Genomic DNA, 23,895 nt, shown 5'->3' with positions numbered 1-23,895 from the left:
ACAGCACCACAGTTGGCGTAACGATGCTTCAGGTCAGCATCCCGCGCAGCGGGAACACCGCCCGCCGGGTGGCGAGTACGGCCTGATCCGTCCGGTCCGCCGGGTCGTACCCCTCGTCCCAGCCCCGCCACGACGGCGTCCGGCCGTCCGTCATCCGCCCCGGCGCCCACTGCCGGGTCCGCGCGTACACCTCGTCCCGCCAGGAGGCCGGGACGGCCGCCTCCGGGTCCACCGGCCGGTGTGCCGCGATCCCCACGAGGTGCGTCCACGACCGGGGGACGACGTCCACGATCGCGTAGCCGCCCCCGCCGAGCGCCAGCCAGCGCCCGTCCGCGAACTCGTGCGCCAGCTCGTGGCAGGCCTCCTGGACGGCCCGCTGGGCGTCCAGGGACACCGCCAGGTGCGCGAGGGGGTCCTCGAAGTGCGTGTCGGCCCCGTGCTGGGTCACCAGCACCTGTGGCCGGAAGTCCGCCAACAGCTCCGGCACGGTCGCGTGGAAGGCCCTCAGCCACCCCTCGTCCCCGGTGCCCGCGGGCAGTGCCACGTTCACCGCCGATCCCTCGGCCGCCGGCCCCCCGGTCTCCTCGGGCCAGCCCGTCTGCGGGAACAGCGTCCTCGGATGCTCGTGCAGGGAGACCGTGAGCACCCGCGGGTCGTCCCAGAAGGCCGCCTGCACACCGTCCCCGTGGTGGACGTCCACGTCCACGTACGCCACCCGCTCGGCCCCTAGCTCCAGCAGCCTGGCGATCGCCAGCGCCGCGTCGTTGTACACGCAGAAGCCCGCGGCCCCGCCCGGCATGGCGTGGTGCAGCCCGCCGGCGAAGTTCACCGCGTGCTCGGCCTCCCCGCGCCACACCGCCTCGGCACCCGCCACGGACTGGCCGGCGATCAGCGCGGACGCCTCGTGCATCCCGTGGAAGGCCGGGTCGTCGACGGTGCCCAGCCCGTACGAGCCGTCCGCGGACCCCGGGTCGGCGGACACCTCGCGCACCGCGGCGACGTACTCCTCCCGGTGCACGAGCCTCAGCGTCGAGTCCCCGGCTGTACGGGCCGCCCGTACCTCCACGGCCCGGTCCAGCCCGAAGGCGCGCACCAGCCCCATGGTCAGCGCCAGGCGCACCGGGTCCATCGGATGGCCCGGCCCGAAGTCATACCTCGTGACCGCCTCGTCCCACATCAACAACCCGGTCACCGACTCGCCGCTCATGCCCGACACCGTATCGGGCGCCTTCCGGGCCGAACGAACGGGCGTGGAACAGCGTCACCAGGACCAGCAGCATCGGCACCAGCATCGCGCCCCGGTAGCTCCACGCGTCCCCCAGCGCCCCGACGAGCGGCGACCCGACCAGGAATCCCACGTAGTTGAAGATGTTCAGCCGCGCGACGGCCGTGTCCGACGCCCCGGGGAACAGCCGCCCGGCCGCCGCGAAGGTCTGCGGCACGATCACGCACAGCCCGATCCCGAGCAGCGTGAAGCCGAGCATCCCCGCTCCGGGCCCGGGAGCGGCCGCGACGACGGCGAACCCGCCGGCGGCGACCAGCGCCCCGCAGCGCACCACGGCGACGGCCCCGAAGCGGCGCACGCCCAGGTCCCCGACGGCCCGCCCGGCGAGCGTCGTCACCATGTACACGTTGTAGGGGACGGTCGCCGTCTGCTCGGAGCTCCCCAGCACGTCCTGGAGGTACTTGGCACTCCAGTTCGCGACGGTCGAGTCCCCGATGTACGCGCACGCCATCACCAGGCACAGCGGGAGCAGCAGCCCGAACCCGCCGCTGCCCAGCCCCCCGCCTTCCCCGCCGGGCCCGGCCGCCCGGCCGCGCCGGTCGACGTAGTGCCGGCTGCCCAGCAGCGCGAGCGGCAGCAGCACGGCGACGGCCGGCAGATAGCCGACGAAGAGGTCCAGGCGCCAGTGGGCGCCGGCCCACGCGGCCGACGCGCCGAGGATCCCGCCCAGGCTGTAGGCGGCGTGGAAGCCGAGCATGATGCTGCGCCCGTACGCCTGCTGGAGGCTGACGCCGAGCATGTTCATCGAGGCGTCCAGCGCGCCCACCGACAGCCCGAAAGCCCCCAGGGCCAGGGCGACCTGCCAGAGCCGGTCACCGGCCCCGACGCCCAGCAGGGACAGGAGCACCAGGGGCTGCGCCCACCGCAGTACGGCGCTGGGCGCGACCCGCTTCACGAGGTGCTCGGTGGCGACGCTCGCCACACCGGCGAGGACCGGGACGGCGGCGAGGAAGACGGGCAGCAGCCCGTCGGATATCCCGTAGCGGTCCTGGATCGCCGGGATCCGGGTGACGAGCAGGGCGAACGTGACGCCCTGCACGAAGAAGCTGAACCCCAGCGCGCCACGGCCGCGCCGCAGCCGCACATCATCGGTCATGGCGGGTCAGCGTAGGCCCACGGGCTACCCGTGGGTAGAGAGATCACACGGGCAGTTGGAGGAGCAGCGGGAGCTGCAGCATGTCCCCGAAGTACCCGGTGGCCCTGGGGAGCTGTTCGGCCGGCATCACGGCGGTGAACCCGTAGACGTCCATGCCCGCGGCGACGGCCGCCTCGACCCCCCGGGGGCTGTCCTCGATGACGACGCAGCGGGAGGGCTCGACGCCCATCTGCCGTGCCGCGTGCAGGTAGAGGTCGGGGGCGGGCTTGCCCTGGCCGACGTCGTCCGCGCTGAAGATCCACTCCTCCTCGAACCATCCGTCGAGGCCGGCCACCCGGTGCCCGACCCGGATGCGCTCGTGACTGCCGGAGGAGGCCAGGCAGTAGCCCATCCCGTGGGCGGTCAGTGCACCGAGGACGTCCTCGACGCCGGGGACGGGCTTCAGCTCCTGCTCGAAGGCGGCGACGGTCCGGGTGTGGAGCGTCTCGTCGAAGTCCGCGGGGAGCTGCTGCCCCGTCCGCTCCCGGACGAGGTCGTGCACGTGGTGGACGGCGGCTCCCATGTAGTCGCGGACCGATTCCTCGTAGGTGGTCGGGTGCCCCAGCTCGGTCAGGTAGCCGGCGAGGACGCTGTTGGCGATCGGCTCGCTGTCCACCAGCACGCCGTCGTTGTCGAAGATGACGAGGTCGTAGCCCATACCCCCACATTACGGAGCAAAGGGAGGCCCGACGGTTCCGCCGTGCCCGCCCCGGTGCCGGGTCACCCGACCGGCCCGTGAACGCGGAACACGGAAACGCCCCCGGAACGCAGAAAAGCCCCGCACCGAACCCTTGAAAGGGTTGGTGCGGGGCTTTCCCACAATGATTGTTCGGCGGCGTCCTACTCTCCCACAGGGTCCCCCCTGCAGTACCATCGGCGCTGAAAGGCTTAGCTTCCGGGTTCGGAATGTAACCGGGCGTTTCCCTAACGCTATGACCACCGAAACACTATGAAATTTGAACGCTGGTGTTTTCACAGCCGTTCGTTATTTCAGAACTAACACAGTGGACGCGAGCAACTGAGGACAAGCCCTCGGCCTATTAGTACCAGTCAGCTTCACCCGTTACCGGGCTTCCACATCTGGCCTATCAACCCAGTCGTCTACTGGGAGCCTTACCCTCTCAAGGAGGTGGGAATACTCATCTTGAAGCAGGCTTCCCGCTTAGATGCTTTCAGCGGTTATCCCTCCCGAACGTAGCCAACCAGCCATGCCCTTGGCAGGACAACTGGCACACCAGAGGTTCGTCCGTCCCGGTCCTCTCGTACTAGGGACAGCCCTTCTCAATATTCCTACGCGCACAGCGGATAGGGACCGAACTGTCTCACGACGTTCTAAACCCAGCTCGCGTACCGCTTTAATGGGCGAACAGCCCAACCCTTGGGACCGACTCCAGCCCCAGGATGCGACGAGCCGACATCGAGGTGCCAAACCATCCCGTCGATATGGACTCTTGGGGAAGATCAGCCTGTTATCCCCGGGGTACCTTTTATCCGTTGAGCGACGGCGCTTCCACAAGCCACCGCCGGATCACTAGTCCCGACTTTCGTCCCTGCTCGACCCGTCGGTCTCACAGTCAAGCTCCCTTGTGCACTTACACTCAACACCTGATTGCCAACCAGGCTGAGGGAACCTTTGGGCGCCTCCGTTACCCTTTGGGAGGCAACCGCCCCAGTTAAACTACCCATCAGACACTGTCCCTGATCCGGATCACGGACCGAGGTTAGACATCCAGCACGACCAGAGTGGTATTTCAACGGCGACTCCACAACCACTGGCGTGGCTGCTTCAAAGTCTCCCACCTATCCTACACAAGCCGAACCGAACACCAATATCAAACTGTAGTAAAGGTCCCGGGGTCTTTCCGTCCTGCTGCGCGAAACGAGCATCTTTACTCGTAGTGCAATTTCACCGGGCCTATGGTTGAGACAGTCGAGAAGTCGTTACGCCATTCGTGCAGGTCGGAACTTACCCGACAAGGAATTTCGCTACCTTAGGATGGTTATAGTTACCACCGCCGTTTACTGGCGCTTAAGTTCTCAGCTTCGCAACCCCGAAAGGTCACTAACCGGTCCCCTTAACGTTCCAGCACCGGGCAGGCGTCAGTCCGTATACATCGCCTTACGGCTTCGCACGGACCTGTGTTTTTAGTAAACAGTCGCTTCTCGCTGGTCTCTGCGGCCACCCCCAGCTCACGGAGCAAGTCCGATCACCAGTGATGGCCCCCCTTCTCCCGAAGTTACGGGGGCATTTTGCCGAGTTCCTTAACCATAGTTCACCCGAACGCCTCGGTATTCTCTACCTGACCACCTGAGTCGGTTTAGGGTACGGGCCGCCATGAAACTCGCTAGAGGCTTTTCTCGACAGCATAGGATCATCCACTTCACCACAATCGGCTCGGCATCAGGTCTCAGCCTTAATGAGGGACGGATTTGCCTACCCCTCGGCCTACACCCTTACCCCGGGACAACCACCGCCCGGGCTGGACTACCTTCCTGCGTCACCCCATCGCTTACCTACTACAAGTCTGGTTCGTCGGCTCCACCACTTTCCTTTCCCCGAAGGGTCCGGAACGGCTTCACGGACTTAGCATCGCCTGATTCGATATTGGGCGTTTCAAAGCGGGTACCGGAATATCAACCGGTTGTCCATCGACTACGCCTGTCGGCCTCGCCTTAGGTCCCGACTTACCCTGGGCAGATCAGCTTGACCCAGGAACCCTTAGTCAATCGGCGCACACGTTTCTCACGTGTGTATCGCTACTCATGCCTGCATTCTCACTCGTGAACCGTCCACAACTAGCTTCCGCTGCTGCTTCACCCGGCACACGACGCTCCCCTACCCATCACAGCCTCCGTTGGGAGTATTGCTGCAATGACACGACTTCGGCGGTACGCTTGAGCCCCGCTACATTGTCGGCGCGGAATCACTTGACCAGTGAGCTATTACGCACTCTTTCAAGGGTGGCTGCTTCTAAGCCAACCTCCTGGTTGTCTCTGCGACTCCACATCCTTTCCCACTTAGCGTACGCTTAGGGGCCTTAGTCGATGCTCTGGGCTGTTTCCCTCTCGACCATGGAGCTTATCCCCCACAGTCTCACTGCCGTGCTCTCACTTACCGGCATTCGGAGTTTGGCTAAGGTCAGTAACCCGGTAGGGCCCATCGCCTATCCAGTGCTCTACCTCCGGCAAGAAACACACGACGCTGCACCTAAATGCATTTCGGGGAGAACCAGCTATCACGGAGTTTGATTGGCCTTTCACCCCTAACCACAGGTCATCCCCCAGGTTTTCAACCCTGGTGGGTTCGGTCCTCCACGAAGTCTTACCTCCGCTTCAACCTGCCCATGGCTAGATCACTCCGCTTCGGGTCTAGAGCGTGCAACTCAATCGCCCTGTTCGGACTCGCTTTCGCTACGGCTTCCCCACACGGGTTAACCTCGCTACACACCGCTAACTCGCAGGCTCATTCTTCAAAAGGCACGCAGTCACGAGATACAGCAAGCTGTATCCGACGCTCCCACGGCTTGTAGGCACACGGTTTCAGGTACTATTTCACTCCGCTCCCGCGGTACTTTTCACCATTCCCTCACGGTACTATCCGCTATCGGTCACCAGGGAATATTTAGGCTTAGCGGGTGGTCCCGCCAGATTCACACGGGATTTCTCGGGCCCCGTGCTACTTGGGAGATGAGCAAGCAAGCCGCTGATGTTTCGTCTACGGGGGTCTTACCCTCTACGCCGGACCTTTCGCATGTCCTTCGACTACATCAACGGTTTCTGACTCGCCCAGCCGCCGGCAGACGACTGAAGCTCATTCCCACAACCCCGCATGCGCAACCCCTGCCGGGTATCACACGCATACGGTTTGGCCTCATCCGGTTTCGCTCGCCACTACTCCCGGAATCACGGTTGTTTTCTCTTCCTGAGGGTACTGAGATGTTTCACTTCCCCTCGTTCCCTCCACACTGCCTATGTGTTCAGCAGTGGGTGACAGCCCATGACGACTGCCGGGTTTCCCCATTCGGACACCCCCGGATCAAAGCTCAGTTGGCAGCTCCCCGGGGCCTATCGCGGCCTCTCACGTCCTTCATCGGTTCCTGGTGCCAAGGCATCCACCGTGCGCCCTTAAAAACTTGGCCACAGATGCTCGCGTCCACTGTGTAGTTCTCAAACAACGACCAACCACCCATCACCCTGCGCTCCGAAGAGCCCAAGTTCACTGGGGCCGGCACTGAAGAACAGCCATACGGCCGTACCTTCAGGACCCAACAACGTGCCAAGCACGATTCCGTCGACTTTCGCTGCGTTCCACGCCGAAGCAGTACTTGCAGGAAGTGTCAGAAACCGTGCCAACTAATCAACGTTCCACCCATGAGCTGACCGTGCAGAACGTTTGTCTGCAATCGGTACTGTGCTCCTTAGAAAGGAGGTGATCCAGCCGCACCTTCCGGTACGGCTACCTTGTTACGACTTCGTCCCAATCGCCAGTCCCACCTTCGACAGCTCCCTCCACAAGGGTTGGGCCACCGGCTTCGGGTGTTACCGACTTTCGTGACGTGACGGGCGGTGTGTACAAGGCCCGGGAACGTATTCACCGCAGCAATGCTGATCTGCGATTACTAGCGACTCCGACTTCATGGGGTCGAGTTGCAGACCCCAATCCGAACTGAGACCGGCTTTTTGAGATTCGCTCCACCTCACGGTATCGCAGCTCATTGTACCGGCCATTGTAGCACGTGTGCAGCCCAAGACATAAGGGGCATGATGACTTGACGTCGTCCCCACCTTCCTCCGAGTTGACCCCGGCGGTCTCCTGTGAGTCCCCATCACCCCGAAGGGCATGCTGGCAACACAGGACAAGGGTTGCGCTCGTTGCGGGACTTAACCCAACATCTCACGACACGAGCTGACGACAGCCATGCACCACCTGTATACCGACCACAAGGGGGGCACTATCTCTAATGCTTTCCGGTATATGTCAAGCCTTGGTAAGGTTCTTCGCGTTGCGTCGAATTAAGCCACATGCTCCGCCGCTTGTGCGGGCCCCCGTCAATTCCTTTGAGTTTTAGCCTTGCGGCCGTACTCCCCAGGCGGGGAACTTAATGCGTTAGCTGCGGCACCGACGACGTGGAATGTCGCCAACACCTAGTTCCCAACGTTTACGGCGTGGACTACCAGGGTATCTAATCCTGTTCGCTCCCCACGCTTTCGCTCCTCAGCGTCAGTAATGGCCCAGAGATCCGCCTTCGCCACCGGTGTTCCTCCTGATATCTGCGCATTTCACCGCTACACCAGGAATTCCGATCTCCCCTACCACACTCTAGCTAGCCCGTATCGAATGCAGACCCGAGGTTAAGCCTCGGGCTTTCACATCCGACGTGACAAGCCGCCTACGAGCTCTTTACGCCCAATAATTCCGGACAACGCTTGCGCCCTACGTATTACCGCGGCTGCTGGCACGTAGTTAGCCGGCGCTTCTTCTGCAGGTACCGTCACTTTCGCTTCTTCCCTGCTGAAAGAGGTTTACAACCCGAAGGCCGTCATCCCTCACGCGGCGTCGCTGCATCAGGCTTTCGCCCATTGTGCAATATTCCCCACTGCTGCCTCCCGTAGGAGTCTGGGCCGTGTCTCAGTCCCAGTGTGGCCGGTCGCCCTCTCAGGCCGGCTACCCGTCGTCGCCTTGGTGGGCCGTTACCCCACCAACAAGCTGATAGGCCGCGGGCTCATCCTTCACCGCCGGAGCTTTCAACCCCTGCCCATGCGGACAGGAGTGGTATCCGGTATTAGACCCCGTTTCCAGGGCTTGTCCCAGAGTGAAGGGCAGATTGCCCACGTGTTACTCACCCGTTCGCCACTAATCCACCCCGAAGGGCTTCATCGTTCGACTTGCATGTGTTAAGCACGCCGCCAGCGTTCGTCCTGAGCCAGGATCAAACTCTCCATGAATGTTTACCCGTAATCGGGTCCACACATCACGTTGAGCGGGCACGTCATGTCGGAATATGACCGACGTACCACTGCGTCCTCGCTGTGTTTGGTTGCCTGCAAGCATCACCCGAAGGCGACCTCACAGGTCTTTTTCAAAGGAACCTCATCCACCGAAGTGGACGGGGTATCAACTTCTGGCGTTGATTTTTGGCACGCTGTTGAGTTCTCAAGGAACGGACGCTTCCTTCGTACTCACCCTCAGCAACACTGGCTGGGGCTTTCCTCCGGGCTTTCGTTCTGTTGTCCTGCTGTGTTCTTGCGTTTCCGACTCTATCAGACTCTTTCGTGTCCGACTTCCTCGATGCTTTCAAGGTTTCCGCTTTCGCGTTTCCCTTTCCGGCGATTCCGACTCTATCAGGTCCTCGCGGTCCTGACTGCCAGTCAGCGGCTTGGTGCTTCCGGGCTTTCGGCCCTTCGGCGAGTGAGACAGTAGCGGATTCCTCGCCTCCGAACCTAATCGGCGGCGGCGCCCTCGGACGCGGATTCCTCATTCGCAAATACGCATGAAAACGAGACGACACAGCGCGTCGTTCGTTCGATTTGAGTAGTGCGGAATGGCTGTCCGGGGACCGACCGGGGTCGGCGCTCACGTCGGACAACTCGAAGAACCTTACGGACCGGGCACACCCGTGTCAACCCCCACCGGCCGTGATCCGGACGATGCGACCGGGCCGGCCGCGTCGCTGCCGGAAACCCCCTCCGCACCGGCTCCCCGCCCTCTACGCTGGGGCCATGACCACGCACGTGCTCACACCCGACCTTCGCTGGTGGGCCGCCTGACGGCGGCCGCCCCCCCACGCGAGCACGCACGCGTTCACGGCCGCCGCTTCGGCGGCCGTTTCTGTTTCCCCTCCCTCCCGGGAGTGGCCCGGCCGCCGGCACCGCGGCCCCGACACCACTCACCGCACCTCCAGGGAGAGCAGACATGAAGCGGATCTTCAGCGGGATCAAGCCCAGCGGCCACATGACGCTGGGGAACTACCTCGGCGCCGTACGGCAGTGGGTCGCCTCCGAGCAGGAACCGGACGCGGCGCTGTTCTGCGTCGTCGACCTGCACGCGCTGACCGTCGAGCACGAACCCGCGCGCGTCCGCCGGCTGAGCCGGCAGGCCGCGACCCTGCTGCTCGCCGCCGGCCTGGACCCGGCGCGCTGCACCCTCTTCGTCCAGAGCCATGTCGACGAGCACACGCGCCTGGCCTACCTGCTGGAGTGCACGGCGAGTGACGGGGAGCTGCGGCGGATGATCCAGTACCGGGAGAAGGCGGCGAAGGCGCAGGCCTCCGGGGAGGGGGTCCGGTTGTCGCTGCTCACCTATCCGGTGCTGATGGCCGCGGACATCCTGGCGTACGGGACCCACGAGGTGCCGGTCGGGGAGGACCAGCGCCAGCACGTGGAGCTGACCCGGGACCTGGCGGTGCGCTTCAACCAGCGGTACGGGCACACCTTCACCGTCCCGAAGGCCACGCACCCGGTGGTGGCGGCGCGGGTCATGGACCTCCAGGACCCGACGTCGAAGATGGGGAAGTCCCATGAGAACGGGGCTGGGATCGTCTATCTGCTGGACGAGCCGCACGTGGTGCGGAAGAAGGTGATGCGGGCGGTCACCGACAGCGGGGACGGCGGTGTCGTCCACGACCGGGAGACCCGGCCGGGGGTGGCGAACCTGCTGGACATCCTGGCGGCCTGTACCGGGGGCGACCCGGCCGTCCTCGCCGAGGGGTACAGCGGGTACGGGGCCCTGAAGCGGGACGTCGCCGATGCCGTGGTCGAGCTGCTGCGCCCGTTGCAGGAGCGGCACGCCGAGCTGGCGGCCGATCCGGCGGGGGTGGACAAGGCGCTGCGCGAGGGTGCCGAGCGGGCCCGGGGGCTGGCGCGGCCGGTGGTGGACCGGGCGTACGAGGCGATCGGGCTGCTGGCTCCGTAGGGCGGCGGCGCACGGGCAGGTGCGGTGTGGGCCCCGTCCCGGCGGGGCCCACACCGCACCGGGGGGTCAGCTGTTGCCGGAGGCGAGTTCGCGGCTGCGGTCGCGGGCTGCTTCCAGAGCGGCGATCAGGGCGGCGCGTACGCCGTGCCGTTCCAGCTCGACGATGGCGTTGATCGTCGTGCCGGCCGGGGAGGTGACGGCCTCGCGGAGCTTGACCGGGTGTTCGCCGCTGTCGCGGAGCATGACGGCCGCGCCGATGGCGGCCTGGACGATCAGGTCGTGGGCCTGGGCGCGGGGCAGGCCGAGGAGGATGCCGGCGTCGGTCATGGCCTCGACGAGGAAGTAGAAGTAGGCGGGGCCGGAGCCGGAGAGGGCGGTGGCCGCGTCCTGCTGGGACTCCGGGACGCGCAGGGTCTTGCCGACGCCGCCGAAGATCTCCTCGGTGTGGGCGAGGTGCCCGGCGGTGGCGTGGCTGCCGGCGGAGATGACGGACATGGCCTCGTCCACGAGGGCCGGGGTGTTCGTCATGACGCGGACGACGGGGGTGCCGGGGGCGAGGCGTTCCTCGAAGAAGGCGGTGGGGACGCCGGCGGCTCCGCTGATGACCAGGCGGTCGGCCGGGACGTGGGGGGCGAGCTCGTCGAGGAGCTTGGCCATGTCCTGGGGCTTCACGGTGAGGATCAGGGTGTCGGCTCGCTTGGCGGCCTCGGCGTTGGAGACCGCCTCGACGCCGTAGCGGGTGCGGAGCTCCTCGGCCCGCTCGGGGCGGCGGGCGGTGACGAGGAGCTTGGAGGCGGGCCGGCCGCCGCGGATCATTCCGCTGAGCAGGGCCTCGCCGATCTTTCCGGTACCGAGGACTGCGACTGTCTGGGTCATGCCCGATTCACCTCGCCGAACTGTTCTTGCGCCGTTGCTGCGCATGCGTCTGCACAGGGCGTGCGCCTTCATCCTTGCACCCGGGCGGCGGGCGGGACCGTGGTGTCCGGAGTGCGGTCAGGGGGTGCGGCGGCGGAGGGTGGCTGCGCCGAGGCCGAGGACGAGGAGGGCGCAGGCGGCCACGATGACGGCGTCGCGGACGAAGTCGGCGGTCATGTCGGTGTGGGTGAGGACCTGGGTCATGCCGTCGACGGCGTAGGACATGGGCAGGACGTCGGAGAGGCCTTCGAGGACCGGGTGCATGGTGTCGCGGGCGGCGAAGAGGCCGCAGAGCAGCAGCTGGGGGAAGATCACCGCCGGCATGAACTGGACGGCCTGGAACTCGGAGGCGGCGAAGGCGGAGACGAACAGGCCGAGCGCCGTGCCGAGGAGGGCGTCGAGGAGGGCGACGAGCAGGAGCAGCCAGGGGGAGCCGACGGCGTCGAGGCCGAGGGCCCAGAGCGCGAGGCCGGTGGCGAGGAGGGACTGGACGACGGCGACGGCGCCGAAGGCGAGGGCGTAGCCGGCGATGAGGTCGCCCTTGCCGAGCGGCATGGCGAGGAGGCGTTCGAGGGTGCCGGAGGTGCGTTCGCGCAGGGTCGCGATGGAGGTCACCAGGAACATCGTGATGAGGGGGAAGATCCCGAGGAGCGATGCGCCGATGGTGTCGAAGGTGCGCGGGCTGCCGTCGAAGACGAAGCGCAGCAGGGTGAGCATCAGGACGGGGACCAGGACCATCAGGGCGATGGAGCGCGGGTCGTGGCGGAGCTGGCGCAGGACGCGGGCGGCGGTGGCGGCGGTGCGGGCGGCGTTCATCGGGTCGGCTCCTGGGCGGCGAGGGTGTTGGCCTCGTCGACGAGGCGGAGGAAGCCCTCTTCGACGGTGGTGGAGTGGGTGCGGGTGCGCAGGGCGTCGGGGGTGTCCTGGGCGAGGATGCGGCCTTCGCGCATGAGGAGGAGGTCGTGGCAGCGCTCGGCCTCGTCCATGACGTGGGAGGAGACGAGGATCGTCGTGCCGCGGGTGGCGGTGAGGTCGTGGAAGAGGTTCCACAGGTCGCGGCGCAGGACGGGGTCGAGGCCGACGGTGGGTTCGTCCAGGACGAGGAGCTCGGGGGTGCCGAGGAGGGCTACGGCGAGGGAGACGCGGCTGCGCTGGCCTCCGGAGAGGTTGCCGGCGAGGGCGCCGGCGCGGGTGGTGAGGTCGACGTCGGTGATGGCGCGGTCCACGGCGGCGGCGCGGCGGTCGGCGGCGGCCCGGCCGGGGTCGAGGATCGCGGCGAAGTAGTCGAGGTTCTGCCGGACGGTGAGGTCGTCGTAGACGGAGGGGGCCTGGGTGACGTAGCCGATGCGGGAGCGGAGCTCGGGGTGTCCGGCGGGGCGGCCGAGGACGTCGAGGGTGCCGGTGACGTGGGCCTGGGTGCCGACGACGGCGCGCATGAGGGTGGATTTGCCGCAGCCGGAGGGGCCGAGGAGGCCGGTGATGCGGCCGCGGGGGACGTCGAAGGCGATGGCGTCGATGACGGTGCGGGGGGTGCGGCCGGTGCCGCGGCGGACGGTGAGTCCGCGGGCGTGGACGGCGGCCGGGGCTTCCCCGGGCTGCTTATTCATCATGTGATGAATAATGCTCCCGGCTGTGCCCGGACGTCAATCGCCGGGCTTTCGGACCAGGGCTCCGGCCCCGTGGAACGCTCAGTGGGACGGCGCCGCGGGGGCCCGCTACTTCTTGCGCTTGGGGCGGCGGGCCGCCGGGTTCCCCGTACGGGCGCTGCGGCGGCGGGCGAACTCGGCCTGCGCGCGCTCGTACTCGGCGCGGCGCAGCTGCTCCCCCGGGGCCTCGGTCAGGCAGCGCAGGGAGTAGGCGATCAGCGAACCGACGAACCCGATGGTCTTCAGTCCCTTGAGCGCGGCCTCGTCGGAGGAGGGCGCCGGGCGCCGGACGTAGGACTCCCACGTCTTGAAGAACGCGATCGCGCTGGCGACCGCGAAGAGGACGACCACCGAGATGCTGAGGAAGGGACCGACGTCCCCGATCTGCAGGCCCTCGTAGGAGAGGCGCAGCAGGAGGGCGGCGGAGACCGCGGTGACCATCGAACCGATGCCGACCGCGGCGCGCCGCAGACCGTAGCCGTTCTCGTGGTGCACCCATGTGGTGCCGAAGTACCGGATCGGCTCGGGCTGCGGGCCGGTGGGGACCGCGTCCCCGGCCGTCCGGGCGGCGTGCTCGGCGGGGGTCTGGTCTCGCTGGTCGTCGCTCACACCGGCGATTATCCCCCGCCGGACCCGCCCGGCCGGGTGTGTCTCACGTGGCAGATGGGTCGGCGGGCGGAGACCCCCGGGGGACGTCAGCCGCAGCGGGTGACCACGTAGCCGTCGCTGCCGGTCCGCACGTACGCGTCCGAGACGAAGCGGCCGTTCCCGATGCAGTCCCAGATGTCGGTCGTGCCGTAGGGCCCCGAGACCGTGGTGCCGTCGCACTGGCAGCGCAGCGTGACCGTCGCGCCGTACGGCAGGACGTCGACGACGGAGTAGTTGGTGCCGGGCCCGCTGCGGACGTTCACCCGGTAGCCGGGCGCGACCGGATACGACGGGTAGCCGGAGCCTGCGGCCATGCTCTGCACTTGGCTCGAATCGTTCTCCACCGACATGCGAAATCCCCCCATGGGCGTTGCCGGGCGCAACTCGCGCAGGGTAGCAGGACCTTGGAGACTGCTCCGGGTCATCGACTAGGCTCCGGCGGGGGTGGTGAGCGGTGCATTCGCTGCGCGCGGACTACGCGGGCTTTCCGGAGTACGCCGGGCAGTACCGGCTCGAATCGGTGCTCGGCTCCGGAGGGATGGGCGTCGTCCATCTGGCCACGTCCGGCTCGGGGCTGAAACTCGCCGTGAAGATCGTGCACGCCGAGCACGCGGTGGACCCGGAGTTCCGGGCCCGGTTCCGCCAGGAGGTGGCCGCCGCCCGCCGGGTCAGCGGAGCGTTCACCGCACCCGTCGTCGACGCCGACCCCGAAGCCGAACGGCCGTGGATGGCCACCCTGTTCATCGACGCGCCCACGCTCGCGGCGCGGGTCAAGGAGCGGGTCCTGGACCGGGCGGAGCTGACCCGGCTCGCCGCCGGGCTCGCCGAGGCGCTGCGCGACATCCACCGCGCCGGAGTGGTGCACCGCGACCTCAAGCCCGGCAACGTGCTGATGGCCCCCGACGGCGTGCGCGTCATCGACTTCGGGATCTCCCGGCCCGCGGACAGCGACCTGCGGACCGAGACGGGGAAGCTCATCGGGACACCGCCCTTCATGGCTCCCGAGCAGTTCCAGCGCCCGCGCGAGGTCGGCACGGCCGCCGACGTCTTCGCGCTCGGCGCGGTGCTCGTGCACGCGGCGACCGGACGCGGCCCCTTCGACTCCGACAGCCACTACCTCGTGGCGTACCAGGTCGTGCACAGCGAGCCCGACCTGACCGGGCTGCCCCGGCAGCTCGTCCCGCTCGTCGCCCGCTGCCTGGCGAAGGACCCGCAGGAGCGGCCCACCGCCGAGTCGTTGATCGCCGAGATGCGGGCGCTGGCCTACCCCACCGCCGAGGACACCCAGTCCTTCATCCCCCGGCCGCGGGAGCCCGCCCCGGCCGAGCAGATCACCCACCGCAGGGACCGGATCGCGACCGGGTCCGAACCCGCGGCGGAGCGGGCCCCGCGCGGCCGGTGGCTGCGGACGGCCGTCGCGGCCGGGGCCGGACTGCTGCTGGCCGGCGGGGCCGTCGGCGGATACCTGCAGTTCGGGCAGGCATCCGGCGCACCCGCGCGGATCGCCGCCACCGCCGACCCGGCCGCCCGCAAGACCTTCGCCCCGTGGGCCGTCCCCCTGGGCGCGCCCGGCAGCGGCAGCCGGATCGGAGCCTGCTCCTGGCAGGCCCCGGCCCTCTACTGCGCCGGGCCGGGCGTCGCGGCGGCCCGGCTCGACCCCGCGGACGGCTCCACCGTGTGGTCGGTGGACACGGCCGCGCCAGCGAAGGGCACCACGGGCGTCGGCGCACCGCTGCACGCGGGCGGGGTGGTGCTCGTCGTCGCTCCGGGCAGCGAGACCCTCCGGGCGCTCGACCCCGCCACCGGCGCCGAACGCTGGCAGCGCAGGCTCCCCGGCGGCGCCCAGGCCGTCGTCGCCGGCGGGCACGCCCTCCTGGTGGGGACCGGCGGCAGCGTCACGGCACTGGACGCGTCGAGCGGCGCCCCGCGCTGGACCCGGCAGATCGGCGGGACCGGCACCGTGTGGTGGGGCGCGCCCGCCTCGGACGGGGCCGCCGCCGAGCTGTACGCGGTGACGCCCGAGAGCGACGGCGCGTCCACGCAGCTCGCCGTGGTGGACCCGGCGGACGGGACGCAGCGCACGCAGTTCAAGGCGGCCGGCCGGCTGCGGCCCGTCGGCACGGCACAGGGCTTCCTGTACCTGATGGACGTCGACACCTCCGGCCGGACCACCGCCGTCGTACGCGCCGAACCGGTCGGCCGTGCCGTGCACCGGGTGCGGCTGACGGCGCCGCTCTTCGACGCGGAGGCGGCCGTGGACCCGGCCGGGGTCACGTACCTGTTCGGCACGTCCGGGGCGCTGGCCGCGGTGGGCGCCGCCAAGGAGGAATGGCGGCTGGAGACGGGCCTCAGCGTCGCCTCCCGGCCGGTGTTCGCCGACGGCCGCGTCCTGCTGACGGCCGCGGACGGACGGCTCCTCGCCGTCGACGCGGCGACCGGCCGCCAGGCCGGACAGACCGGGCCGCGGATGGCCGACGGCAGGAACACCTACGCCGCGACCCTGCCCGCGCCGGCCGTCGGCGACGGGCGGGTGTTCGGGGTAGCGCCCGACGGATCGGTGTTCGCGGTGGACGCGGCGGCCCCGGCCGGGTGGTGAACGTACGGCGCCCCCGCACCGTCCGGTGCGGGGGCGCCTCCCCGTGTGACGGGGCCGGAGCGGGAGCGGGCCGGGCGGCGGCCCGCCGGGCCGTCAGCCCAGGCGCGAGACGTCGCGGACCGCGCCCTTGTCGGCACTGGTGGCCATCGCGGCGTAGGCGCGCAGGGCCGCCGAGACCTTGCGCTCGCGGTCCTTGGGGGCGTAGACGCCGCCGAGGGCCTCGTGGCGGGCAGCCAGCGTGGCCCCGTCGACGAGGAGCTCGATGGACCGGTTCGGGATGTCGATGCGGATCAGGTCGCCGTCCTCGACCACCGCGATGTCGCCGCCGGAGGCCGCCTCGGGGGAGGCGTGGCCGATGGACAGGCCCGAGGTGCCGCCGGAGAAGCGGCCGTCCGTCACCAGGGCGCAGACCTTGCCGAGGCCGCGGCCCTTGAGGAAGGACGTCGGGTAGAGCATCTCCTGCATGCCGGGGCCGCCGCGGGGGCCCTCGTAGCGGATCACGACCACGTCGCCGGCCTTGACCTGCTTGCGGAGGATCTTGTCGACGGCCTCGTCCTGGGACTCGCAGACGACGGCCGGGCCCTCGAAGGTCCAGATCGACTCGTCGACGCCGGCGGTCTTCACCACGCAGCCGTCGACGGCGATGTTGCCGCGGAGCACGGCGAGACCGCCGTCCTTGGAGTACGCGTGCTGCACGGAGCGGATGCAGCCGCCCTCGGCGTCCAGGTCGAGGGTCTCCCAGCGCTCCGACTGCGAGAAGGCCGTCGCGGAGCGCTTGCAGCCGGGGGCCGCGTGCCACAGCTCCATGGCCTCCTCCGAGGCGGTGCCGGAGCGGGCGTCCCAGGCGGCGAGCCAGTCCTCCAGGCCGTCGGAGTGGACCGTGGTGACGTCCTTGTTGAGGAGGCCGCCGCGGTGCAGCTCGCCGAGGATCGCGGGGATGCCGCCGGCCCGGTGGACGTCCTCCATGTAGTACGTACCGCCGGGGGCGACGTTCGGCGCGACCTTGGCCAGGCAGGGGACGCGGCGCGAGACCGCGTCGATGTCCTTGAGGTCGTAGTCCAGGCCGGCCTCCTGCGCCGCCGCCAGCAGGTGCAGGATCGTGTTGGTCGAGCCGCCCATGGCGATGTCGAGGGCCATGGCGTTCTCGAAGGCCTCGCGGGTGGCGATGTTGCGCGGCAGGACGGACTCGTCGCCGCCCTCGTAGTACCGCTTGGTGATCTCCACGACCGTGCGGCCGGCGTTCTCGTAGAGGGCGCGGCGGGCGGTGTGGGTGGCGAGGACCGAGCCGTTGCCGGGGAGGGCCAGGCCGATGGCCTCGGCGAGGCAGTTCATGGAGTTGGCGGTGAACATGCCGGAACAGGAACCACAGGTCGGACAGGCGTTCTCCTCGATGCGGAGGACGTCCTCGTCGGAGACGTTCTCGTTGGAGGCGTCGACCATGGCGTCGATCAGGTCCAGCTTCCGGACCGTGCCGTCCACCAGCGTGGCCTGGCCGGCCTCCATCGGGCCGCCGGACACGAACACGACGGGGATGTTGAGGCGCATCGCGGCCATCAGCATGCCCGGGGTGATCTTGTCGCAGTTGGAGATGCAGATCAGCGCGTCGGCGCAGTGCGCCTCGACCATGTACTCGACGCTGTCCGCGATCAGGTCGCGGGAGGGCAGGGAGTACAGCATGCCGGCGTGGCCCATCGCGATGCCGTCGTCGACGGCGATCGTGTTGAACTCGCGCGGGATCGCGCCCGCGGCCCGGATGGCGTCGGAGACGATCCGGCCGACGGGGGCCAGGTGGGTGTGGCCGGGGACGAACTCGGTGAAGGAGTTGGCCACCGCGACGATCGGCTTGCCGATGTCCTCGCTCGCTACGCCCGACGCGCGCATCAGGGCGCGGGCGCCCGCCATGTTGCGGCCGTGGGTGACGGTGCGGGACCTCAGCTCGGGCATCATTCACTCCCCATGCGTGCGGCTGTACGGTCAGCCGCGACTGCGGATATGGCTCAGTACGAGGCTACGCCCACTGACCGCGATCCGGACGGGATGTCCGTATGTCGGGACGGGCGGCTCAGCCCTCGGTCAGGTACCGCTGCAGGGTGGGGGCCACCAGCTCCACGATCCGCTCCGGGTCCGCGGACGCCAGCGGCTCCACCTGGAGCACGTAGCGCAGGATCGCGATGCCGACCATGTGCGAGGCGGCCAGCTCGGCCCGGAACGTCGGATCGGGCACGTCCAGGTCCGCGGCGACCTTCTCCAGGACCCGCCGCAGCACCAACCCGCGCAGCACCTTCGCGGCCGCCTCGTGCGTCAGCGCCGACCGGATCACCGCCAGCAGCGGCGCCCGGGTCACCGGGTTCTCCCAGACGCCGAGGAAATAGCGCGCCAGCCGCTCCCCGATGCCGTCCGGCCCCGCACCGATGACGGCGGGGACCACCAGGGCCGGCTCCATGCTGATCTCGATGGCCGCGGCGAACAGGTCGTCCTTGCTGCCGAAGTAGTGGTGCACCAGTGCCGGGTCCACACCGGCGACCTTCGCGATTCCGCGCACGGACGTCTTGTCGTACCCGCGCTCCGCGAACACCTCGCGGGCCGCGAGCCGGATCCGCTCCTGGGTGCCCGGACCGTCCTCGGCCTCGTCCTGGCGCGGACGGCCGGGACCCCTGCGGCGCGGCTTCCCCTCGCCGGTCACGGGCGCCGCACCCGGTCGTCGCCGAGGCCCGTGGTGGCGAGGTGCAGGCGGGTGAAGGCCAGCGCCTCGGCGAGATCGGCCTCGCGCTCGGCCGAGGACATCGCCCGGCGCGTGTTCACCTCGATCACCACGTGGCCGTCGAAGGAGCTGCGGGCGAGCCGTTCCAGCAGCTCGGCGCAGGGCTGCGTACCGCGCCCCGGGACGAGATGCTCGTCCTTCGCCGATCCGTTGCCGTCGGCGAGGTGGACGTGCGCCAGCCGGTCGCCCATCCGGTCGATCATCGCGGTCGCGTCCGCGCGGGCGGTCGCGGTGTGCGAGAGGTCGACGGTGAAGTGCCGGTAGTCGTCCTTGGTGACGTCCCACTCGGGGGCGTACGCCAGCATCTCGCGGTCGCGGTAGCGCCACGGGTACATGTTCTCGACGGCGAAGCGGACGTCGGTCTCCTCGCCCATCCGCCAGATGCCGCTGACGAACTCCCGCGCGTACTGGCGCTGCCACCGGAACGGCGGGTGCACGACGACCGTCGACGCCCCGAGCCGCTCCGCCGCCGAACGCGCCCGCTGGAGCTTGACCCACGGGTCGGTCGACCAGACCCGCTGGGTGATCAGGAGACAGGGGGCGTGCACGGCGAGGATGGGCACCTGGTGGTGGTCCGACAGCCGGCGCAGCGCGTCGATGTCCTGGCTCACCGGGTCCGTCCAGACCATCACCTCGACGCCGTCGTAACCGAGGCGCGCGGCGATCTCGAAGGCGGTCGCCGTGGACTCCGGATAGACGGAGGCGGTGGAAAGGGCGACTTTCGCGGTCGGGACACGGACGGGTTCTGCCACGGGGACAGGGTACGGGGCCCGCGCCCGCCCGGTACGTGACGGGCACCACGCAGGCCGGGTTCCGGCCGTCGCACGAGGCCGGAGAAGACGTGCGGGCTCCGGCGCGAGGAGTTGGAGGGCTCCGCACGCGACGGCCCGGGTACGTTCCCGGACAAGCTCCGTCTGCGCCCCGTGAACAGCCGCCGGCGGTCCGCGGACGCGTGACCGAGGAGCGCCAGCGCCCGATGACGGCTCTGCCCCGCCCACGAGGCCTGCTGACGCCACCGGACAGGAGCGCGTGGCGATATGGGGCGCTCCGTACTCGGCCCGGACAGGGCAGCGCCCCGGAAGACCATCGGACGGACGGGAAAACCCCGGAACCTCACCGACCACCGGCTGCGCGGACAGCGCTCACCCCCACCACCCCGACGCAGAGCGGCGGCGGAGCCGCAGGGTGAAGACGAAGCCCGTGCGCCCCGTACGCCCTACACCGGCATCGGGCCCGGGGTCGGGAGGTGGTCCAGTCTGCGGAGGATCACGCCTTCGCGCAGGGCCCACGGGCAGATCTCCAGCTCCTCCACCCCGAAGAGGTCCATCGCGCCCTCCGCGACGAGCGCGCCCGCCAGCAGCTGGTTCGCGCGGCCCTCCGACACGCCCGGCAGCGCCGAGCGCTGGGCCGTGGTCATCGCGGCCAGCCGCGGGACCCACTCCTCCAGCGCCTTGCGGCTGAGGTCGCGCTGTACGTAGAGGCCGTCGGCCGAGCGGGCCGCGCCCGCGATGCGGGCCAGCTGCTTGAAGGTCTTGGAGGTGGCCACCACGTGGTCCGGTGCTCCGAAGCGGCGGAACTCGCCGACGGTGCGGGCGATCTCCGCCCGCACGTGCCGGCGCAGCGCCCGTACGTCGAGGGCGTCCGGCGGGTCCCCGGGCAGCCATCCCGAGGTCAGCCGGCCCGCGCCCAGCGGCAGGGAGACGGCGGCGTCGGGGTCCTCGTCGATGCCGTAGGCGATCTCCAGGGAGCCGCCGCCGATGTCCAGCACCAGCAGTTTGCCGGCCGACCAGCCGAACCAGCGGCGCGCTGCCAGGAACGTGAGCCGGGCCTCGTCCTCGCCGCTCAGCACGGGCAGGTCGACGCCCGTCTCGGCCCTGACCCTGGCCAGGACCTCGTCGGCGTTGGTGGCTTCGCGGACCGCGCTGGTCGCGAAGGGGAGGACGTCCTCGCAGCCCTTGTCCTCGGCTGCCTGGACGGCGTCGCCGATGACCGAAACGAGCCGTTCGACGCCCTGGGGGGTGACGGCGCCGGCGTCGTCGAGGAGCTCCGCCAGCCTTATCTCCACCTTGTGCGAGTGCGCCGGCTGCGGGCGCGCACCGGGGTGCGCGTCCACCACCAGCAGATGGACGGTATTCGAACCCACATCCAGGACACCGAGTCTCATAGGGGGAAACGCTACTGCGAGGAACGCTCGGGGGTTGTGTAAGGGGCGCTTACGCTTGTGTTTGTGCCAAATACGAAGAAGGCCAACAAGACCCGGTCGCAGAAGGACGCGGGCAAGAGCACGGCGAAAGACGGAGCCCGCGGCGGAAAGGCCGGAAAGGCCGGGAAGGGAAAGGCGGCGGTGGCCGACGAGAAGGGTCTGGACTTCCCCCGGGCCTGGGTGGAGTTCCCGGACCCCGCGGACGACGAGCAGGTCTTCCGCTGCGACCTGACCTGGCTGACCTCCCGCTGGACCTGCATCTTCGGCAGCGGCTGCCAGGGGATCCAGGCGGGCCGGGCGTCGGACGGCTGCTGCACGCTCGGCGCGCACTTCTCCGACGAGGACGACGAGCAGCGCGTGGCGGAGCACGTGGCCCGGCTGACGCCGGAGCTGTGGCAGTTCCACGACGTGGGCAGCGAGAGCGGGTGGACGCAGCACGACGACGACGGGGAGAAGCAGACCCGCCGCTGGGACGGCGCGTGCATCTTCCTGAACCGGCCGGGTTTCCCCGCCGGGTCGGGGTGTTCGCTGCACATCCTCGCGCTGAAGGAGGGCCGCGAGCCGCTGGAGACCAAGCCCGACGTGTGCTGGCAGCTGCCGATCCGCAGGACGTACGACTGGATCGACCGGCCCGACGACACCCGGGTGCTGCAGGTGTCCATCGGCGAGTACGACCGGCGGGGCTGGGGCCCGGGCGGCCACGACCTGCACTGGTGGTGCACGTCGGCGACGTCCGCGCACGGTGCCGGCGACCCGGTGTACGTGTCGTACCGCGCCGAGCTGACGGAGCTGATGGGCAAGGAGGGGTACGAGGAGCTGGTGCGGCTCTGTGAGGCGCGGCTCGCCTCGCTGCTGCCGATGGCCCCGCATCCCGCCGACCCGACTCCGTAGCAGGTCCGGCCCCGCAGCGGGCGCGGCCCTGCCGGCGCCCGCCCGTACCGTCAGCCGCCGTCCGGCCCGGTCGGGGCCGGGTCGGGGGCCGGGGTGGACGTGGCGCCCGTACCGTCCGATTGGGTCGGTGCGGGGGTCGGGTCCGGGGGCGGGATCGTCGGGTCCGTGGGGGTGGGGGTCGGGGTGGGCCCGTGGGTCTGGTCCGGGCTGGGCGTGGGGCTCGGGGGCCGGGTGGGGTCCGGGGCGGACGGTGCCGGGGTCGGCGCGGTACGGCCGCGGCCCCGGATGGAGACCACCGCGCCGCTCGGGTCCACGCCGACCCGGGCGCTCCAGGCGCCCACGGGCTGGGCGTCGGGGTCGACCGCGATGTGCAGGGTGACCGATTCTCCGGGTGCGAGCGTGCCGGCGGTCCGGCTGGCGCGGAGCCAGGGCGCGTCGGACCAGAGCCGCCAGTCGACCGGGGCGCCGCCGGAGGCGGTGAGGGTGAGCAGGGTGAGGGCGCCGCGGGAGGAGGCGGCCACGGCGAGGTGGCCGGTGCCGGCGTGGTCGGGGGTGGCCGGGGGCCCGCTGCTGATCACCTCCACGGACACGTCGGAGGAGCCGGCGCTGTCGCCGAAGCCCGGTTCGCCGGTGGTGGTGGCGGTGTTGCCGGTGTTCTCGTAGGCGGTCAGCGGGCGGCCGTCGGCGCGGAGGTCGGGCAGTTCGGTCCCGCTCGCGGAGATCCGGGTGGAGCCGTTGCCCGCCGGTTCGCCGGTGCCGGACTCGCCGCGGTACGAGGCCCACAGGGCGAGCACGGGCGCCGCGACGACGGTGGCGACGACGGTGGTGGTGACGGCGCGGGCCCGCAGCCGGTCGCGGCGGGCGGCGCGGTCCTTGGGGTCCATGGGGAAGCCGGTGCGGTCGAAGCGCGGGCCGGGTCCCCGGCCGCGGCCCCGGCCGGAGCGGAGCATGGCGGCGTGGACGGCGGTGCGGGGGGCCGGGACGAGCGGGAGGGCGGCGGTGTCGACTCCGCCGGATCCGGGCCAGGGGGCCGCGGCGCCGACGCGTTCGGCGACGCGCCGGCAGCGGGGGCAGTCGTCGACGTGGCGGACGAGTTCGGCGCGCAGGGTGCTGGACAGCAGGACGTTGCCGTCGCCGTTGCCGTCCTCGTCGCCGCCGGTGAGCTGGGACACGGAGGGGCAGTTGCCGGTCTCGACGACGGCGAGTGCGGCGCGGGTGCGTTCCACCTCGCAGGCGGCTCCGGTGAGGAGCTCGCGGGCGGCGGCGGGCGGGGTGCCGAGCACGGCGGCGAGTTCGGGGAGGCCGAGGCGGTGGCGGACGGCGAGTTCGAGGGCCTCGCGCTGGGCGGGAGTGGTACCGGCGGCCTCCGGCCAGGCGAGCCGGGCGAGTTCGGTGCGGCGGTAGGCGTAGACGTCGAGGGTCCGGTGGGCGGGCGGAGCGGATGCGGTGTCCGTTCTGTCCCCCGGCGCACCCTCGTGCGTACCGTGCTCCGGCGCGCGCCGGGCGGAATGCGCGCCCTGCCGTGTGCGCCGCCGGTCCGCGAGCCTGCGCAGGCAGCCCCAGCGGGCGAGCGCGTACAGCCAGGCCCGCCGGTCGCCCTCGTCGGGGCAGCGGCCGGGGTGCCGCTCGGCCACGGCCAGGACCTCTCCCAGCACGTCGGTGGCGCTGTCGTGGTCGCACAGGACCGACAAGCAGTACGTGAACAGGCCGTCCAGGTAGGGCTCGTGGCGGAAGGGGGGCGGCTGTTCCTCGTCACGGGGGGTTCGCCCGTGCGCCCGGTGTGCGCCGGTGCGCGGTGAGGGATGCGCCTGGTGGCTGCTGTTCACCTGGTGACCGTAGGCGGCACGCCGGGGCCGCCTTGGAAGCCTTCCCCGGTTTTAGCCCTTACGGGTGAACAGATCGG

General features: G+C 69.7%; 16 protein-coding genes and 3 rRNA genes. 3 read left to right on the top strand and 16 right to left on the bottom strand.

Translation table 11 applies throughout. From position 1 onward, the window contains the following. Window positions 1-28 precede the first annotated feature (28 nt). From ACPU2J_RS19440 to ACPU2J_RS19415, 6 genes are all read right to left on the bottom strand, one after another. Window positions 29-1,177, bottom strand: a complete 1,149-nt coding sequence (locus tag ACPU2J_RS19440; RefSeq protein WP_423834984.1) for an acetoin utilization protein AcuC — start codon at window positions 1,175-1,177, stop codon at window positions 29-31. Then, entirely contained in the window at window positions 1,149-2,381 is a 1,233-nt protein-coding gene (locus ACPU2J_RS19435) for an MFS transporter (protein ID WP_423833715.1), read from the bottom strand. The genes ACPU2J_RS19440 and ACPU2J_RS19435 overlap by 29 nt, the downstream gene beginning before the upstream one ends. Window positions 2,382-2,424: 43 nt before the next feature. After that, a complete protein-coding gene (locus ACPU2J_RS19430) occupies window positions 2,425-3,078 on the bottom strand; it encodes an HAD family hydrolase (RefSeq protein ID WP_361605276.1) in 654 nt (217 codons plus the stop codon). Between the two features lie 169 nt (window positions 3,079-3,247). Continuing rightward, window positions 3,248-3,364, bottom strand: a 5S ribosomal RNA gene (gene rrf / locus ACPU2J_RS19425). Window positions 3,365-3,440: 76 nt separating this feature from the next. Next, a 23S ribosomal RNA gene (locus ACPU2J_RS19420) occupies window positions 3,441-6,559 on the bottom strand. Between the two features lie 283 nt (window positions 6,560-6,842). After that, window positions 6,843-8,366, bottom strand: a 16S ribosomal RNA gene (locus ACPU2J_RS19415). The 16S, 23S and 5S rRNA genes sit together here, the layout of an rRNA operon. Window positions 8,367-9,333: 967 nt before the next feature. On the opposite strand from ACPU2J_RS19415, the gene trpS reads away from it, so the two are divergent. After that, a complete protein-coding gene (gene trpS / locus ACPU2J_RS19410; protein WP_420079987.1) occupies window positions 9,334-10,332 on the top strand; it encodes a tryptophan--tRNA ligase in 999 nt (332 codons plus the stop codon). Window positions 10,333-10,398: 66 nt separating this feature from the next. Here the strand turns inward: trpS and proC are convergent, their stop codons facing one another. The 5 genes from proC to ACPU2J_RS19385 form a co-directional block, all read right to left on the bottom strand. Further along, window positions 10,399-11,208: a pyrroline-5-carboxylate reductase gene (proC, locus tag ACPU2J_RS19405; RefSeq protein WP_361592371.1), complete on the bottom strand. Its 810-nt coding sequence runs from the start codon at window positions 11,206-11,208 to the stop codon at window positions 10,399-10,401. A gap of 117 nt (window positions 11,209-11,325) precedes the next feature. After that, window positions 11,326-12,063, bottom strand: coding sequence for an ABC transporter permease (locus tag ACPU2J_RS19400; RefSeq protein WP_420079988.1), 738 nt, complete (start codon window positions 12,061-12,063; stop codon window positions 11,326-11,328). Continuing rightward, on the bottom strand, window positions 12,060-12,857 hold the full coding sequence (locus ACPU2J_RS19395; protein ID WP_361592374.1) for an ABC transporter ATP-binding protein: 798 nt from the start codon (window positions 12,855-12,857) through the stop codon (window positions 12,060-12,062). Before ACPU2J_RS19395 ends, ACPU2J_RS19400 begins: the two co-directional genes overlap by 4 nt. 105 nt (window positions 12,858-12,962) lie before the next feature. Then, a complete protein-coding gene (locus tag ACPU2J_RS19390; protein ID WP_423833714.1) occupies window positions 12,963-13,502 on the bottom strand; it encodes a hypothetical protein in 540 nt (179 codons plus the stop codon). A gap of 86 nt (window positions 13,503-13,588) precedes the next feature. Next, entirely contained in the window at window positions 13,589-13,855 is a 267-nt protein-coding gene (locus ACPU2J_RS19385) for an SH3 domain-containing protein (protein ID WP_365141848.1), read from the bottom strand. A 140-nt stretch (window positions 13,856-13,995) separates the two neighbouring features. Between ACPU2J_RS19385 and ACPU2J_RS19380 the strand changes: the two genes are divergently transcribed. Then, complete coding sequence (locus tag ACPU2J_RS19380) at window positions 13,996-16,137, top strand: serine/threonine-protein kinase (RefSeq protein ID WP_423833713.1); 2,142 nt, start codon at window positions 13,996-13,998, stop codon at window positions 16,135-16,137. A gap of 93 nt (window positions 16,138-16,230) precedes the next feature. On the opposite strand, the gene ilvD is transcribed toward ACPU2J_RS19380, so the two are convergent. The 4 genes from ilvD to ACPU2J_RS19360 form a co-directional block, all read right to left on the bottom strand. Further along, complete coding sequence (gene ilvD / locus ACPU2J_RS19375) at window positions 16,231-18,081, bottom strand: dihydroxy-acid dehydratase (RefSeq protein WP_420079992.1); 1,851 nt, start codon at window positions 18,079-18,081, stop codon at window positions 16,231-16,233. A 118-nt stretch (window positions 18,082-18,199) separates the two neighbouring features. Beyond that, window positions 18,200-18,820, bottom strand: coding sequence for a TetR/AcrR family transcriptional regulator (locus tag ACPU2J_RS19370; protein ID WP_420079993.1), 621 nt, complete (start codon window positions 18,818-18,820; stop codon window positions 18,200-18,202). Continuing rightward, a complete protein-coding gene (locus ACPU2J_RS19365; protein ID WP_361592384.1) occupies window positions 18,817-19,650 on the bottom strand; it encodes a sugar phosphate isomerase/epimerase family protein in 834 nt (277 codons plus the stop codon). The genes ACPU2J_RS19370 and ACPU2J_RS19365 overlap by 4 nt, the downstream gene beginning before the upstream one ends. A gap of 464 nt (window positions 19,651-20,114) precedes the next feature. Next, entirely contained in the window at window positions 20,115-21,062 is a 948-nt protein-coding gene (locus ACPU2J_RS19360) for a Ppx/GppA family phosphatase (RefSeq protein WP_423833712.1), read from the bottom strand. 180 nt (window positions 21,063-21,242) lie between these two features. On the opposite strand from ACPU2J_RS19360, the gene ACPU2J_RS19355 reads away from it, so the two are divergent. Continuing rightward, window positions 21,243-21,992 (top strand): hypothetical protein, encoded by a 750-nt coding sequence (locus ACPU2J_RS19355; protein WP_389076966.1) that lies wholly within the window; start codon window positions 21,243-21,245, stop codon window positions 21,990-21,992. A 50-nt stretch (window positions 21,993-22,042) separates the two neighbouring features. Here the strand turns inward: ACPU2J_RS19355 and ACPU2J_RS19350 are convergent, their stop codons facing one another. Beyond that, window positions 22,043-23,818 carry a BACON domain-containing protein gene (locus ACPU2J_RS19350; protein WP_423833711.1) on the bottom strand — a complete coding sequence of 592 codons (1,776 nt, stop codon included), beginning with the start codon at window positions 23,816-23,818 and terminating at the stop codon, window positions 22,043-22,045. Window positions 23,819-23,895 lie beyond the last annotated feature (77 nt).

The sequence above is a fragment of the Streptomyces manipurensis genome, assembly GCF_049570255.1.
GTDB classification, from domain to species: Bacteria; Actinomycetota; Actinomycetes; order Streptomycetales; family Streptomycetaceae; genus Streptomyces; species Streptomyces manipurensis.
Note: the sequence above shows the minus strand (reverse complement) of the source record. Positions and strands in the feature narration are given on the sequence as shown.